Raw genomic sequence first — 14542 nt, 5'->3', positions numbered from 1 at the left:
CGGCCCCTCCGGGCCGGTCTTTACAGTCCCTTTAGCCGATCGGCCTATGGCTGTGACCGACGACACAAGTAGCTTCGTGAGCGCATGATCAAGCGCGACACGAAGGAGTGCGCGTGTCGACCGAACCGCAGACCTCGCAAGCCGCCGACGTCGACGAACTGCTCGCCGAGTACGACGAGGAACGCCCGTCCCGCACCCTGTCCCGCAGGTGGGAGCGGGGTGTGTGGGCGGCCGGCCTCGCCGTCTCGCTGCTGGTGCTCAAGCAGGTGTTCTGGCCGTTCGCCAAAGGCGGCCAGTACTACCTGGTGATCTTCCTGGCGGTGACCCTGCCGCTGGTCTTCCTCTGCTACCGGCCGCGCGGGCGCCGCGGCGACCGCGACGACCCGGGCGTGCCGGACGTGGTGCTCGCCGTCGCCGCGCTCGCCGCGGGCGCCTACCCGCTGTTCGGCGGGTTCGACGCGTTCCTGGACCGGCAGGGCCAGCTGACCCCGGTGGACGTGCTCGCCGGGACCGTGCTGCTCCTGCTCGTCCTGGAGGCGTGCCGGCGCACCACCGGGCTGGTGCTGCCGGTCATCTGCCTGGCGTTCGTCGCGTTCGCCTACTACGGCGGGTACCTGCCGCCCGACTGGGCGATCTCGCACGCCGGCGTGGACTTCGGCCAGATCATCAACGGCTTCTACAACGACGCCACCGGCTTCTACGGGACGCCGCTGGACGTCGCCGCCACCTACATCGTGCTGTTCACCATCTACGGCGCGGTGCTCAACGCCTCCGGCGCGGGCGGGTTCTTCGTGGACATCAGCTTCGCCGCGTTCCGCCGCTCCCGCACCGCGCCCGGCCGCACCGCCGCCACCGCCGGGTTCCTGCTCGGCACCGTGTCCGGCTCCGGTACCGCGACCACCGTGTCGCTGGGCGCGGTGACGTGGCCGATGCTGAAGAAGGCCGGCTACCCCCGGGAGAACGCGGGCGGCCTGCTCGCCGCCTCCGGCATCGGGGCGATCCTGTCGCCGCCCACCCTGGGCGCGGCGGCGTTCATCATCGCCGAGTACCTGGAGACCTCCTACCTCCAGGTGCTGCTCTGGGCCACCCTGCCGACGCTGCTGTACTACCTGGGCATCGCGCTGGCCGTGGAGGTCGACGCGCGGCGGTTCGGCGCGAAACCCGTGGACGTGGACGCGCCGAGCCCGTGGGCGCTGCTCAAGCGCGGCGGGTACCACTTCCTGTCGCTCGCGGTGATCGTGGTGTTCCTCGCGCTGGACGTGCCGGTGTACTCGGCCGTCGTCTACGCCACCGGCGTGGCCGCCCTGTTCGCCCTGGTCGCCCGGCGGGGTGACGTGCGCGGGTGGGCGTGGGCGATGGTCGACTCGCTGTCCACCGGCGTGCGCTCGGCGCTGCCCGTGATCGCGGTGTGCGCCGCCGCGGGCGTGATCACCTCGACGATCACCAAGACCGGCCTGGGCCAGGAGCTGGCCTCGATGCTGGTGGACGCGGCCGCGGCGGTCGCGTCCGACCCGACCGCGGTGCTGCTGGTCACCGCCGTGCTCGCGGCGGTCGCGGTGAACGTGCTCGGGCTCGCCGTGCCGGTCACCGCGTCGTTCATCATCGCCTGGGTGTCCATCGGGCCCGCCCTGGTCGAGCTGGGCGTGGCGCGCGAGGAGACCGCCATGTTCATCTTCTACTACTCGGTGCTGTCCGAGGTGACGCCGCCGACCGCGCTGGCCGCGGTCGCCGCCGCCGCGATCACCGGCGGCGACGCGATGAAGACGATGTGGCGGACGTGCAAGTACACGCTGCCCGCGTTCCTGGTGCCGCTGGCGTTCGTGCTCACCGACAACGGCGCCGGGCTGCTGCTGCGCACCCCGCTCGTCGACGCCGCGTGGGTGTTCGCGGTGTCCGCCCTCGGCGTGGCCGCGCTGGCCGTGGTCACGGGCGGGTGGCTGCTCGGCCGGGCCCGGTGGCCCGAGCGCGCGCTGTGCGCGCTCGCCGCCGCGGCCCTGCTCTACCTGCAACCGGCCACCATCGCCGTCGGCCTGGGGCTCCTGGCGGCCGCGGTGGCCGTGCACGTCGTCCTACGGAGGAGGGAACAGCATGCATAGCTGGGCGTACAAGGCCGCCGCGGGCGCGCTCGCGCTGGGGATGCTCGCCGCCGGGTGCGGGGGGAAGCGGACCCCCGACGCGTCGTCGCCCCAGGGCGAGGCCGCCTGCGAGGCGGCCGACGGCCGGATCACCATCGCCACCGGCAACTCCGGCGGCGTGTACTACGTCGTCGGCGGCGGGCTGGCCAAGCTGATCAGCGACAACACCAGGCTCAAGGCCACCGCCGCGGAGACCGGCGCATCCGTGCAGAACGTCCAGCAGCTCGTCGCCGGCGACTACGACGTGGCGTTCTCGCTGGCCGACACGGCGGCCGACGCCGTGGCGGGCAAGGGCGCGTTCGAGGGCAAGCCGCAGGACGTGCAGGCGCTGGCCCGGCTCTACTCCAACTACACGCAGGTGCTCGTGCGCGCGGACTCCGGCATCGACTCGATCGCCGACATGCGCGGCAAGCGGATCTCCACCGGGTCGCCCAAGTCCGGCACCGAGGTCATCGCGAACCGCCTGCTCACCGCGGCCGGGCTGAACCCGGAGACCGACGTCCAAGCGCAGCGGCTCGACCTGGCCAAGACCGCCGACGGGATGAAGGACGGCAGCCTCGACGGCCTGGTGTGGAGCGGCGGCCTGCCCACCGCGCAGATCACCGACATCACCACGTCGCTCGGCGACGACGTGCGGTTCCTCGACGTCACGCCGCAGCTCGACGCCCTGCGCGGGGTCAACGAGGTCTACGACCGGGGCGTCATCCCGGCCGCCACCTACGGGCAGCCGGCCGACGTGCCGACCGTCGTGGTGCCCAACCTGCTGCTCGTGCGGTCGGACTTCCCGCGCGGCGACGCGTGCGCGGTCACCAAGCTGCTGTTCGAGCGCAAGGGCGACCTGGAGGCGGTGCACCCGGCGGCCAGGGGCATCGCCCGGGACACCGCCGACGAGACCGGTCCGGTGCCCCTGCACCCCGGGTCCCGGGACGCCCTGGGCGGCTGACGGGCCGGGTCAACTAGGCTGACCGACCGTGCGTGTCCTGGTCATCGGGTCCGGCGCCCGTGAACATGCCCTAGTCCTCGCCCTGTCGCGGGACCCCTCGGTGATCGCGCTGGCGTGCGCGCCCGGCAACGCCGGCATCGCCGGCGTCGCGGAGACCTACGGGGTCGACGTCACCGACGCCGGCGCGGTCGCCGCGCTGGCCAAGGAGTGGAACGCCGACCTGGTCGTGGTCGGGCCGGAGCAGCCCCTGGTGGCGGGCGCGGCGGACGCCGTGCGCGCGGCCGGCATCCCCTGCTTCGGCCCGTCGGCCGCGGCGGCGAGGATCGAGGGCTCGAAGGCGTTCGCCAAGGACGTCATGGCGGCCGCGGGCGTGCCCACGGCGACGTCCGAGGTCGTCGACAACCCCGCGCGGCTCGACGCGGCCCTCACCCACTTCGGCCCCACCTGGGTGGTGAAGGACGACGGGCTCGCCGCGGGCAAGGGCGTGGTCGTGACGGCCGACCGCGCGGTGGCGCGGGCGCACGCGATGACGCTGCTGGACAACGGCCACCCGGTGCTGCTGGAGTCCTTCCTCGACGGGCCCGAGGTCTCGCTGTTCTGCCTGGTCGACGGCGCCACCGTGGTGCCCCTGCTGCCCGCGCAGGACTTCAAGCGCGTGGGCGACGGCGACTCGGGCCCGAACACCGGCGGCATGGGCGCCTACTCCCCGCTGCCCTGGGCCCCCGAGGGCCTGGTCGACACGATCGTGTCAACCTGCGTGCAGCCGGTGGTCGACGAGCTGGCGCGCCGCGGCACCCCGTTCACCGGCCTGCTGTACGCGGGCCTGGCCCTGACCACCGCGGGCCCCCAGGTGATCGAGTTCAACTGCCGCTTCGGCGACCCGGAGACGCAGGCCGTGCTGGCCCTGCTGCGCACCCCCCTGGCCGGCCTGTTCCACGCCGCCGCCACCGGCGACCTGGCCTCCGCGCCGGCGCTGGAGTGGGCGGACGGCTACGCGGTGACGGTCGTCGTCGCCGCCGAGGGCTACCCCGGCCGCCCCCGCACCGGCGACGTCGTCGGCGGCGGCGAGGCGGAGGGCGTGCTGCACGCGGGCACCCGCCGCCGCGAGGACGGTGCCGTCGTCTCGGTCGGCGGCCGGGTCCTCTCGGTGGTCGGCACGGGCCCCACCCTGGCCGCCGCGCGCGAGGACACCTACCGGCGGGTGGTCGGCGTCCACCTGACGGGCTCCCACCACCGGACCGACATCGCCCTGCGCGCCGCGAACGGCGAGATCGAGGTGCCGTCCTAGCGGGGAACCGGCGGGCCGTTCTCTTCGTCCAACCTCAGACCCGGCTCACGCGGGCGTTGGTAGCCTCGGACCGCGGGACCAAGCCGTTGCCGACCGTACGGGGGTAGGACGTCATGGCACAGGAGAACGGCCTGCTGGGAGCCGTCGCCGCCGTGGGGGGAGCGATCGGCAAGGCGGTCGGCGAGGTCTTCGCGGCGGAGAAGCAGCTCGGCGGGACCATGGCGGGCGGGCCCGCCTCCAGCCAGCAGTTCAAGGTCACCAAGGAGACCGTGCTGCAGGCCGGCAAGCTGATCAACAACCAGGTGGCCGAGCTGCGCGAGGCATACCGGGGTGCCTTCCGCGACCTCCGCGTCGACCCCAGGGGGCTCGACGACCTGAACCGGGAGATCGCCGAGGCGTGGAACGACCGCCTGGTCGAGAACGACGATTCGTACGCCAACAACGTCGAGCGGTACATCAAGAGCCTGGGCGGCCTCGTGGACCAGCTCCGCGCGGCGGCGAAGCAGTACGGGCACACGGACGAGGACATCCAGGCGGCTATGGGGGCAGCGGGTGCATCGCGGGACTAAGGCTCTGATCACGACCGCGCTGGTCGCCCTCGCGGCGGCCGGTTGCACCTCGGAGGAACCCGGCGACGCCACCCCGCAGACCAAGTCCACCGGCACGTCGGCGACCTCCGGCTCGTCCGAGCCCACCGTCGAGTTCCCGCCGCGCCCAGTGGACATCGATCTCGGTGGCATCACCGACGGCTGCCGGGCGCTGACGCCGGATCAGCAGCGGGAGTTGGGTATCGACGAGGCGAAGAGCGAATTGCAGGACGTGATCCACGGCAAGGACTCGCCCGGTTGCAGCTTCCAGTCCAACTCCGCGCCGCTGTACAGCTACGAGGTCACGCTGATCGCCGACCAGGGCGTCGACTACTGGCAGGGCGGCGGCAACCTCGACGTCGTGCAGACGACCGTCGGCGGGTTCGGTGCCTACAAGGTCACCTTGGCCGGCACGACCCGCGGCGACTGCGCGTTCGCCGTCGACGTGGCGGACGGGCAGCAGCTGTTCGTCTCCTTCCTGCCGATCGGTGACGACTTCACCCAGGACCAGATGTGCCAGAACGCGACCAAGGGCGCGGAAATGGCACTGCAGACCCTGAAGACCTTGAAGTAAGGGGGAGGCATGAGCGGCTTCCGGCAGATCTCCGACCACCGCTTCCAGGGCTACAGCAACCCCGCTCTGGCGGAGCTGGTGCAGCAGTTCACCGGCAGCGACGCGGCCCAGCGCTTCACCGAGGCATCCCACGCGCTGCGCAAGCTCGCGAGCACGCTCAAGGACACCGACGAGGTGCTCCGCAAGGAACTGGAGAAGCTGGGCATCGACTGGCAGGGCGCGGCCGGTGACAACGCCGGGCAGGCGGTCACCGTGTCGGCCGACGTCGCTACTTCGGGGACCGAGGCGGCCCAGCAGAACTCCAAGGCGACCGCCGTGCAGGGGGCGAACTACAGCCAGACCCGCAACGGGATGCCCGAGCCGCAGGCGTTGCGGGGGGACACCGAGACGAGCTTCTGGGACGGGGTCGGCGGGTTCTTCGGGTACGAGACCGACCACGCCAAGGAGGTCAAGGCCACCCAGGCGGCCCGGGAGCAGACCATCCGGGGGCTGGAGCAGTACACCGAGGCCAGTCGGGACGCGCTCAACCAGTACCAGGGGATGAACCGGCCGCCGCAGTTCGACGTGACCACCGCGTCCAGCGTGGGCACGCCCGTCGCGGCGGTGGCGCAGCCCGGTGGTGGCGTGCCCGGTCTGGCCGGCGGGGTGCCCGGTGGGCTGCCCGGCGGTGGGACGGGGCACCTGCCCGGTGGCGGCGTGGTGCCCGGTCTGCCCGGCCAACTGCCGGGTGGCGGGCAGTTGCCCGGTCAGCTGCCCGGACAGCTGCCCGGTGGCGGCACGACCGGGATCGGGCCCGTGCCGCCGGGGGTCGGCGGGGCGGTCACGCCTCCCTCCGCGGCCGGGCTGGGCAAGGTCGGCGGGTCGAACCTCGGGCTGGGGCTCGGGCTGGGGCTCGCCGGTGGCGCGGCGCTGGGCGCGCTGGCGGCCAGTGCCCGTGGCGGGCGGGTCGTGCGCAACGCGCCCGGCGGTGCCGCGGTGCCGCCCGGTGGCAAGGTGCCCGAGGGGCCGACCGGCAAGGGCGGCGGCGGTACCGGCAAGGCCGGGGCGCCCGGGGTGCTGACCGGGAAGTCCGGCGTGTCGGCGACGATCGGCGCCATCGACCCCGACGAGCGGGTGCCGGCGCGCGGTGGCGCGGCCGGTGCGGGCGGCAAGGCCGGTTCCGGGTCGATGATGCAGCCCGCCGCGTCGCCGAGGGGCGGCAAGGGCGAGGAGGACGACGAGCACGTGCGCAAGTACGGCGTGGACTCCGACGACGTGTTCGGTGACGAGCGGATGGTCGTGCAGTCGGTCATCGGCGACGAGCCCGAGCGGAAGTGACGTGAGCCCGGTCGTCCTGTCCACCCTGGAGTTCGACGTCGCCTGGGAGGGTGAGCGGCTGACCAGGCGCAACGTCGCGCTCGACGTGCCGAGCCCGGGGATCACGCACACCGAGCGGGCCCTGCTGGTCGAGCAGGCGTGGCGGTCGATGGCCGAGCGCGGGGTGGCGGCGAACGGGCGGCTGGCACCCGAGGTGGCCGACGCGTTCGCCCTGCTGGCCAACCCGCAGGTGTCGGTCGACATCTGGATCTGGGTCGACCGCCGCAAGATCAAGGGCCTCGCCGCGGCCGCCGGGGACGAGGCGGTGCTCGCGGTCGTCGACGGCGACGAGGTGTGGCTGATCGACTCGCGGGCCAGCGCGCTGGCCGAGTCGGCGGTGTCCGTGGCCGGCGAGGTGCCCGCCGGGTACGGGCGGTCCATCAGCCTGCCCAACGACGTGCTGCGCGCGGCCTCGGACGAGGCCGGGCAGGACGCGGAGAAGCTGGTGCTGGCGCTGGAGCGGCACGGCCTGCCCCTGCACGAGGCGCAGGAGCTGGCCGGCATGTGCGACGGCATGGGCACCCGCGGCCAGTTCGGCGCCGAGCGCGCCCGGCCCGGCGGGCCGCCCGTGCGGGCCGGTCGCGTGGTGGCCTGGCACGACACCCCGTCCGGTCGCTACCTGCACCAGGTGCGGCCGAGCTCGGACGGGCGGAGCTGGAGCACGGTCACCCCGATAGACAACGCCCGTTTGGCGGGCTGCGTCTGGGAGCTGTTGCAGGAAGTCTGAGCAAGCGGCTGAAACCCCGGCGTCACCGGTCGCGTCGGGGTTGCCTGCGGGACTGGGGGACCGGAGCGATGCCTGCTGTCATTCGGGAGTGACGTCACGTGACCAACGCGACGCTCAGCGCAACGTCGTTCCGCGCGGCGTGGGAGCACCTGGACCTCGGGGCGATGCCGATCGTCCTGCACGTCCAGGAGCCACCCGCCCCGTGGAGCCGGCTGACCGCACAGGGACTGGCCCGCGGCGGCGAGCTGGACCCGTGGATAGGCGCGGCCTTCAAGCTGCTCGCCCACCCACCCCGCTCGCTCGACCTGCGGCTCGGCATCGGCCGGTCGTCGGTGCGGGCGCTGGCCGCCTCCGCGGGCAACGGCTCGCTGCTGGCCGTGCTGACGGGGGACCGGATCACCGTGCGCGAGCTGGAGGTCGACCTCGCCACCGCCCTGGTCGACCTGCTGCCCGCCATGCCGGACGGCAGGGTCGGCGGACCAGACCTGCGCGGTCAGTTCGGCGCCGCCGTGATCGACCACACCGGTCGGCGGAGGCGCGCGGTGGACGTGGTCGAGCTGCACGGGTTCGTCGACGCCGCCACGCTGCGCGCCCGCCTCAACGCCCTCCTGGACGGCTTCTGACAGCCCTCCCGGCAACCCTCCCGGCAACCCTCCCGGACGGCTTCCGGCGGTAGCCACACCCGTGGCCGCGGCTGGGCAGGCGGCAGGGCGACCACGGTGGGTGGCCACCGCGGCGGCCGCGACCAGTTGGCGGCCGTGGTCAGGCTGCCGTGGCCGGGCGGCGGTGGCCGGGTGATGGGCTGTGGTCGGCTGGCTGGTGGCTTGGTGGCGGCCGTGGCCGGGTGACCGTGGCCGGGTGGCTTGGCTGCGGTTGGATGAGGGCTCGGGGTGAGCTGCCTGGGCTGTGGTCGGGCCGTGGTCGGGCTGGTTCGGTGGTTCGGCGTTCGCCCTCCCTGCGATTAGCCTGACCGGCATGTTGGGTGTCGCCGCTCGTGCCGATGTGCCTCCTTTCCACGTCATGGAAGTCCTGTCGGCCGCCGCCAGGCGGCAGCGGGTTCGGGGGGACGTCGTGTCGCTGGCGGCGGGCCAGCCGTCCAGTCCGGCGCCCACGCCCGTGCTGGAGGCCGCGCAGCGCGCGCTGCGCGAACAGCCCCTCGGGTACACCGAGCAGCTGGGCATCGTGGAGCTGCGCGAGGCCCTGGCCGGCCACTACGACAGGCAGTACGGCCTGGACGTCTCGGCCGACGACGTGGTGGTGACCACCGGGTCGTCCGGGGCGTTCCTGCTGGCCTTCCTCGCCTCCTTCGAGGCCGGTGACCGCGTCGCGCTGGCCCGGCCCGGTTACCCGGCCTACCGCAACATCCTGCGGGCGCTGGGGTGCGAGGTCGTCGAACTGCCCTGCGGCCCCGAGACCCGCTTCCAGCCCACCGTCGACGTGCTGGAGGCCGCCGGACCGCTGAGCGGGCTCGTGGTGGCCAGCCCCGCCAACCCCACCGGCACGGTGCTCGCCCCCGCCGAGCTGGCCGGGCTCGTCGAGTGGTGCGGCTCCCGCGGCGTGCGGCTGGTCAGCGACGAGATCTACCACGGCATCAGCTACGGCACCCCCCTCGCCAGCGCGTGGGAGACCTCACGGGACACCATCGTCGTCAACTCCTTCTCCAAGGCGTTCGCCATGACCGGTTGGCGGCTGGGCTGGATGCTGCTGCCGCCGGACCTGCGCCGGGCGGTGGACCGGCTGACCGGCAACTTCACGCTCTGCCCGCCCGCCCTGGCCCAGCACGCGGCCGTGGCCGCGTTCGAGCCCGAGTCGTACGCGCAGACCGAACGGCTGGTCGAGGGGTACCGCCTCAACCGCGACGTCCTGCTCAAGGGCCTCGCCGACCTGGGCATCGACCGGGTGGCCCCCGCCGACGGCGCCTTCTACGCCTACGCCGACGTCTCGCACCTCACCGACGACTCGATGGGCTTCTGCCGCCGCCTGCTCGACGACACGGGGGTCGCGATCGTGCCCGGCATCGACTTCGACCCCGTGCACGGGCACGAGTTCATCCGCATGTCCTTCGCCGGGGCCGCCCACGACATCGAGGAGGCGCTGCGGCGGATGGGGGCTTGGTTGTCGTCACCATGATGACGTTTCTACCCCTGAATTCCGGGGAAGAACAGGGATCGGGGGCGGGACCGCCCGATCAGGTGACATCGTGGTGGCATGGCTCGAATAATCCTGTGGCTGGTGGCCGCCTGGGTCCTGCTCGCCGTGGTCGGCTCGATCATCAAGGGCCTGTTCTGGGTGCTGGTGGTCGGCGGCACGCTGTTCCTCGGCATCGCCGCGTACGGCGCCGTCAAGACCAACAAGCGACCCAAGGGCATCAAGGGGCCCAAGCCCTAGCGTCCCCCTGAGGGGCGGGGAATTCCACCGGCCCTGGGAATTCCGCGGGCCGCGGCCCACCATGGTGCGGTGCTCGAAACCGAGGAACGCCGCCTCACCGACTGGGAGCGACGCGTCGAGTGGCCGCTGACCACGCTCGCCACGCTGTTCCTGGCCGTCTACGCCTGGCAGGTCCTCGACGACCGCGCCACCCCCGGCCTGCACGGCGCGCTGGAGGCCGTCCTCCGGCTGGTGTGGCTGCTGTTCGCGCTGGACTACGCGGTCCGCTTCACGCTGGCCGTCGACAAGCGCCGGTTCGTCACCGGCCACCTGTTCGACCTGCTCGCGGTCCTGCTGCCGATGGTCCGCCAGCTCCGGGTGCTGCGCCTGGTCACCGTGCTGAAGGCGATCAGCAACCGGTTCTCCGACCGGGTCCGGCGGCGCGTCGGCGTGCACGTCGCCGGGGTCACCGTCCTGGTCGGCGCCTGCGCCTCGCTGGCCGTGCTGGACGCGGAGCGCCACCACCCCGGCGCCACCATCACCACGTTCGGGGACGCCGCCTGGTGGACCCTCACCACGATCACCACCGTCGGCTACGGCGACCGCTACCCCGTCACCTGGGAGGGTCGCCTGGTCGCCGCGCTGCTCATGGTCGGCGGCATCGCGCTGATCGGCGTGATCACCGGCACCATCGCGTCCTGGCTGGTCGAGCGGCTGAGCGGGGTCGAGGGGTCGGTCGCCGAGGCCGAGCAGGCCGCGCTGGCCGAGCTCCGCCAGGTCAGGGCGGAGCTGGCCGCGCTGCGGGAGGAGCTGCGGCGCGGGGCGGAACCGGCCCCGCTGCGGGGGGAGCCGCGGCTCAAGGAGGAGCGGGCCGGGCTACAGCACCGCCCGGGCGTGTGAGCTGCCGCGCCACAGCACGCCGCGCAGCCCCGCCCCGTTCGCCCCGTCCACGTTGTCCTGCCGGTCGTCGAAGAACACGCAGTCGCCCGGCGCCGCCCCGAGCCGCTCGGTCAGCGCCGCGAAGATCCGCGGGTCCGGCTTGGCCACGCCGAGGTCGGCGGAGAACACCAGGTGCCGGAAGTGCCGGGCCCACGGCTCCCGCTCGGCGACCCGCGCGAACGACGCGGGCGCGTTGGACAGCAGCGCCAGCGGCACGTCCGCACCGGCCAGCTCCTCGACCAGCTCCACCGTGCCGGGGTCGGGGTGCAGCCACGCCGCGTGGTCCACCTCCGTCAGCCGCGCGGCCAGCGCGTCGCCCACCTCCACGCCCAGCGCCGCGCCGACACCCCGCCAGTACTCCGGGTCGGACAGCCCGCGGTCGTAGTCGTGGCGCCCGGCCCAGTACGCCCGCGCGAAGTCCGCCTCCGCCACGCCGAGCAGGTCCGCCAGCACCGCCAGCTCCCCGTGCGGCCGCGAGATCACCTCGCCGTAGTCGAACACCACCCAGCGCATCAGCTCACCGACCCGATCCGCCGCAGCGCCTCGGCCACGTCGTCCCCGCCCACGTCGCGGTGCAGCACGAACCGCACCCTGCCCGCCATCGGCCCGGCGAACACGCCCAGGTGCCGCAGCCCGGTGAGGGTGACCTCCAGGTCCGGCACGGAGGCCAGCACGATGTTGGTCTCCGGCTCGTCGACCTGCCAGCCCAGCTCGGTCAGCCCCCGGGCCAGCGCGCGGGCGTTGGCGTGGTCGACCGCCAGGTCGTCGACCCGGCCGAGCGCGACCAGGCCCGCCGCGGCCAGCACCCCGCCCTGCCGGACCCCGCCGCCGAGCATCTTGCGCACCCGCCGCGCCTCGGTCGCGAACGCCGCCGACCCGGCCACCACCGACCCGACCGGCGCGCCCAGCCCCTTGGACAGGCACACCTGCACCGTGTCCACGCCGACCGCCAGCGCCGCCGGCGGCAGCCCGAGCGCCACGGCCGCGTTCCACAGCCGCGCGCCGTCCAGGTGGACCCGCAGCCCCGTCTCCTTCGCCGCCGACACCAGCAGCGCGTGCCGGTCGGGCTGGGTCACCGCGCCACCGGCCGAGTTGTGCGTGTTCTCCAGGCACAGCAGCGCGGTGCGCAGCGTGTAGTACGGCCCCGCCGCGCCGGCCGCCGCGCGCACCGCCTCCGCCGACACCTGGCCGGGCCCGGCGTCGCACTCCAGCGGGTGCGGCATGCCGCCGGCGATCCACGCGGCCGTGCCCAGTTCGCTGTCCAGCACGTGCGCGCCGCGCGGCGCCAGGAACCGGTCGCCCGGCCGCAGGTGCAGCGTCAGCGCGATCAGGTTGCCCATCGAGCCCGAGGGCACCCACAGCGCCGCCTCCACGCCCAGCAGCTCCGCGACCCGCTCCTCCAGCAGGCGCATCGTGGGGTCGTGGTCGAGCACGTCGTCGGCCACCTCGGCGCCCGCCATGGCCAGTCTCATGGTCTCGTCCGGGCGGGTGACGGTGTCGGATCGGAAGTCCAGGGGTGCGTACTCGGTCACGAATGGATCACATCACACCCGCCGGGCGCTGACCCAGCCGTGTCGGCGGTACCACGATCAGGGGGTGACGCACGTCTCTGTGAACCGGCGTGCAACCTTTGTCGGCACCGGCTCCGTCCGGTAGGTGCAAGCACGACGAGCGGAGAGAGTCCGCGTGGATCAGCGCGACGAGCAGGAGTTCGCGGAGTACTTCGCAGCTCGCCGGGAGGCCGTGCGCCGAACGGCGTTCCTGCTGTGCGGTGACTGGCACCGGGCGGACGACCTCGCGCAGACCGCGTTCGTCGCGTTGCACCGCAGGTGGCGGAAGGTCCGGGACAAGGGCGCCCTGGACGCCTACGTCCGCCGGAGCCTGGTGCGCGCGGTGATCGACGAGTCGCGCCGGCCGTGGCGTCGCGAGCGCTTCGTGGACCAGGTCCCGGAGACGCCCGCGGGCGGCGAGGTGGCGGACTCGGTGGCCACGCGCGAGGCCCTGGTCGCCGGCTTGAAGCGGGTGCCGCCGCGGCAGCGCGCGGTACTCGTGCTCAGGTTCCTGGAGGGCCTGGACGTGGCCGCCGCGGCGGCGGCGCTCGGGTGCTCGGAGGGCACCGTGAAGAGCCAGACCTCCCGGGGGCTGGCGGCCTTGCGCGAAGCGCTCGGCGACACGATCGAAGACCTGAGGCCCGCGTCGTGAGCAGGAGGTGGAGGTAGGTGGACGAGCAGAAGCTGGCGGAGCTGTTCCGCGACGCCGCGCGCGACGCGCCGCCCGCGTCCTTCGACGTCGCGGGCGTGCGCTCGGCGTCCGCCCGGGCGGACGCGCGGCGGCGGTCGACGATCGCGCTCGGCGCCACCCTCGCGGCCGTGCTGCTGGTCGGCGGGGGTGTCGCGGCCACGCTGGCGCCCGACACCGCGAGCGACACGGCCGCGGCGGGTTCCGCTGAGGGCGGGTCGTCCCCTAACGTCACCCCATTCGGTACACCGGAAGCAGCGGACGTCGCGCCGGAGGACGCGGCACCGGGCCGCACCGGCGGTCCGCCGCCCAAGAGCCTTCCCGAGGACACGCCTACGCAGGGGGGCGAGCCTTCGGGGAGTGCCGGTCGGTCGACGACCGGCAGCACCCCACCGGGGTGCGTCGAGGTGGACCGGGAGCTCGCCGACGCCCTCGCCAGCGAGCTCCCGGTCGCCCGCGACCTCATCCCCGCGCCCGCCGCCGCGCGGTGCCCGGCCGGCGCCCGCGGCGCGAGCTTCCTGCTGCGCGACGGCGCCGTGACCGGCACGGTGTCGGTCGTGCTCACCCCGGCGGGCGCGCTGCCGCCGTCGTTCGACGAGGGCACCCTGTCCGAGACGGCCGCCGCGTCCGGCGGCCGGGAGCTGCACGTGCTCGCCACGCCCGCGGCGGGTGCGGGGGAGGTGCCGTTCGCCGGCGAGCTGCCCTCGCTGGCGCAGCGCCTCGCCGAGCGCTTCTGACCCCGCCGGAACTAGTACCTTCCCTGCAATGACAGCCGCAACGCCGAAGGGTGAACGCCGGCGCCAGGCGCTGGTCGAAGCCGCCGCCGCCCTGCTGGTGGAGGGTGGCTTCGACGCGGTCCGGCACCGCGCCGTGGCCGAGCGCGCGGGCCTGCCGCTGGCGTCCACCACCTACTACTTCGACTCCCTGGACGAGCTGGTCGCCGCGGCGCTGGAGTTCCACGGCGACGCCGAGCTGGCCTACGGCAAGGCCAGGCTGGAGGAGCTGGACCCCCGCGAGTGCGGCGGCGACGCGTTCGTCGAGCTGGTGCTGGACCTGCTGCTCGGGCCCGTCGGCGAGGGCGACGCGGAGGCCGTGGTGCTGCGCTACGAGCGCCTGGTCGCCACCGGCCGGCGGCCCTACCTGCGGCCGCTGATGCGCAGGCTGTCCGGCGAGCTGCACGCCCTGCTGCTCGACATCTTCACCAGGGCCGGGCAGCCGGTCGGCCGGGAGCGCGTCGAGGAGCTGATCGCGCTGGTCGACGGTGCCGTGGTGAACGCCCTCATCGAGGTCAGCCCGGACCCGCGGGCGGTGGCCCGGCGCATGCTCGCCAAGGCGATGCAACCCCGCTGACCCCCCACCGCGTTAGAAGGGTGGGGGCGCGAGAGGGG

Annotated in this window: 16 protein-coding genes; 14 read left to right on the top strand and 2 right to left on the bottom strand. The window is 74.0% G+C overall.

Going from position 1 to position 14542, the window contains the following annotated elements; translation table 11 throughout:
- Positions 1 to 113 precede the first annotated feature (113 nt).
- The 11 genes from EKG83_RS45670 (at position 114) to EKG83_RS45625 (ending at position 10877) form a co-directional block, all read left to right on the top strand.
- The gene (locus EKG83_RS45670; RefSeq protein ID WP_084716073.1) at positions 114 to 2096 is read left to right on the top strand and encodes a TRAP transporter permease; all 1983 of its coding nucleotides are present in this window, start codon (positions 114 to 116) and stop codon (positions 2094 to 2096) included.
- The gene (locus EKG83_RS45665) at positions 2089 to 3078 is read left to right on the top strand and encodes a TAXI family TRAP transporter solute-binding subunit (protein WP_033428342.1); all 990 of its coding nucleotides are present in this window, start codon (positions 2089 to 2091) and stop codon (positions 3076 to 3078) included. The genes EKG83_RS45670 and EKG83_RS45665 overlap by 8 nt, the downstream gene beginning before the upstream one ends.
- Positions 3079 to 3106: 28 nt before the next feature.
- Positions 3107 to 4366: a phosphoribosylamine--glycine ligase gene (purD, locus tag EKG83_RS45660; protein ID WP_033428343.1), complete on the top strand. Its 1260-nt coding sequence runs from the start codon at positions 3107 to 3109 to the stop codon at positions 4364 to 4366.
- Between the two features lie 113 nt (positions 4367 to 4479).
- A complete protein-coding gene (locus EKG83_RS47325) occupies positions 4480 to 4935 on the top strand; it encodes a hypothetical protein (RefSeq protein WP_033428344.1) in 456 nt (151 codons plus the stop codon).
- Entirely contained in the window at positions 4919 to 5527 is a 609-nt protein-coding gene (locus EKG83_RS45655; protein ID WP_033428345.1) for a DUF3558 domain-containing protein, read from the top strand. Before EKG83_RS47325 ends, EKG83_RS45655 begins: the two co-directional genes overlap by 17 nt.
- A 9-nt stretch (positions 5528 to 5536) precedes the next feature.
- Complete coding sequence (locus EKG83_RS45650; protein ID WP_033428346.1) at positions 5537 to 6844, top strand: PPE domain-containing protein; 1308 nt, start codon at positions 5537 to 5539, stop codon at positions 6842 to 6844.
- A gap of 1 nt (position 6845) precedes the next feature.
- Positions 6846 to 7610, top strand: coding sequence for an ESX secretion-associated protein EspG (locus EKG83_RS45645; RefSeq protein ID WP_033428347.1), 765 nt, complete (start codon positions 6846 to 6848; stop codon positions 7608 to 7610).
- Positions 7611 to 7708: 98 nt separating this feature from the next.
- Positions 7709 to 8233: an ESX secretion-associated protein EspG gene (locus tag EKG83_RS45640; protein WP_033428348.1), complete on the top strand. Its 525-nt coding sequence runs from the start codon at positions 7709 to 7711 to the stop codon at positions 8231 to 8233.
- A gap of 352 nt (positions 8234 to 8585) precedes the next feature.
- Positions 8586 to 9740: a pyridoxal phosphate-dependent aminotransferase gene (locus tag EKG83_RS45635; RefSeq protein ID WP_033428350.1), complete on the top strand. Its 1155-nt coding sequence runs from the start codon at positions 8586 to 8588 to the stop codon at positions 9738 to 9740.
- 78 nt (positions 9741 to 9818) lie between these two features.
- Positions 9819 to 9998 (top strand): hypothetical protein, encoded by a 180-nt coding sequence (locus EKG83_RS45630; RefSeq protein ID WP_033428351.1) that lies wholly within the window; start codon positions 9819 to 9821, stop codon positions 9996 to 9998.
- 69 nt (positions 9999 to 10067) lie between these two features.
- The gene (locus EKG83_RS45625; protein WP_051764606.1) at positions 10068 to 10877 is read left to right on the top strand and encodes a potassium channel family protein; all 810 of its coding nucleotides are present in this window, start codon (positions 10068 to 10070) and stop codon (positions 10875 to 10877) included.
- On the opposite strand, the gene EKG83_RS45620 is transcribed toward EKG83_RS45625, so the two are convergent.
- Both EKG83_RS45620 and EKG83_RS45615 read right to left on the bottom strand, forming a co-directional pair.
- Positions 10854 to 11429: an HAD family hydrolase gene (locus EKG83_RS45620; protein ID WP_033428352.1), complete on the bottom strand. Its 576-nt coding sequence runs from the start codon at positions 11427 to 11429 to the stop codon at positions 10854 to 10856. The genes EKG83_RS45625 and EKG83_RS45620 overlap by 24 nt on opposite strands.
- On the bottom strand, positions 11429 to 12448 hold the full coding sequence (locus tag EKG83_RS45615; RefSeq protein ID WP_033428353.1) for a threonine aldolase family protein: 1020 nt from the start codon (positions 12446 to 12448) through the stop codon (positions 11429 to 11431). The genes EKG83_RS45620 and EKG83_RS45615 overlap by 1 nt, the downstream gene beginning before the upstream one ends.
- A gap of 154 nt (positions 12449 to 12602) precedes the next feature.
- Here EKG83_RS45615 and EKG83_RS45610 point away from each other — a divergent pair, with 154 nt between their 5' ends.
- Genes EKG83_RS45610 through EKG83_RS45600 form a run of 3 tightly spaced genes read left to right on the top strand, consistent with a single transcriptional unit; the run spans position 12603 to position 14504 of the window.
- Complete coding sequence (locus EKG83_RS45610; protein WP_033428354.1) at positions 12603 to 13118, top strand: SigE family RNA polymerase sigma factor; 516 nt, start codon at positions 12603 to 12605, stop codon at positions 13116 to 13118.
- A 17-nt stretch (positions 13119 to 13135) separates the two neighbouring features.
- Positions 13136 to 13891 carry a hypothetical protein gene (locus EKG83_RS45605; RefSeq protein ID WP_051764608.1) on the top strand — a complete coding sequence of 252 codons (756 nt, stop codon included), beginning with the start codon at positions 13136 to 13138 and terminating at the stop codon, positions 13889 to 13891.
- Between the two features lie 28 nt (positions 13892 to 13919).
- The gene (locus tag EKG83_RS45600; RefSeq protein WP_033428355.1) at positions 13920 to 14504 is read left to right on the top strand and encodes a TetR/AcrR family transcriptional regulator; all 585 of its coding nucleotides are present in this window, start codon (positions 13920 to 13922) and stop codon (positions 14502 to 14504) included.
- Positions 14505 to 14542 lie beyond the last annotated feature (38 nt).

This window comes from Saccharothrix syringae, from assembly GCF_009498035.1.
GTDB lineage: Bacteria > Actinomycetota > Actinomycetes > Mycobacteriales > Pseudonocardiaceae > Actinosynnema > Actinosynnema syringae.
This window is presented reverse-complemented; position numbering and strand designations above follow the sequence as displayed.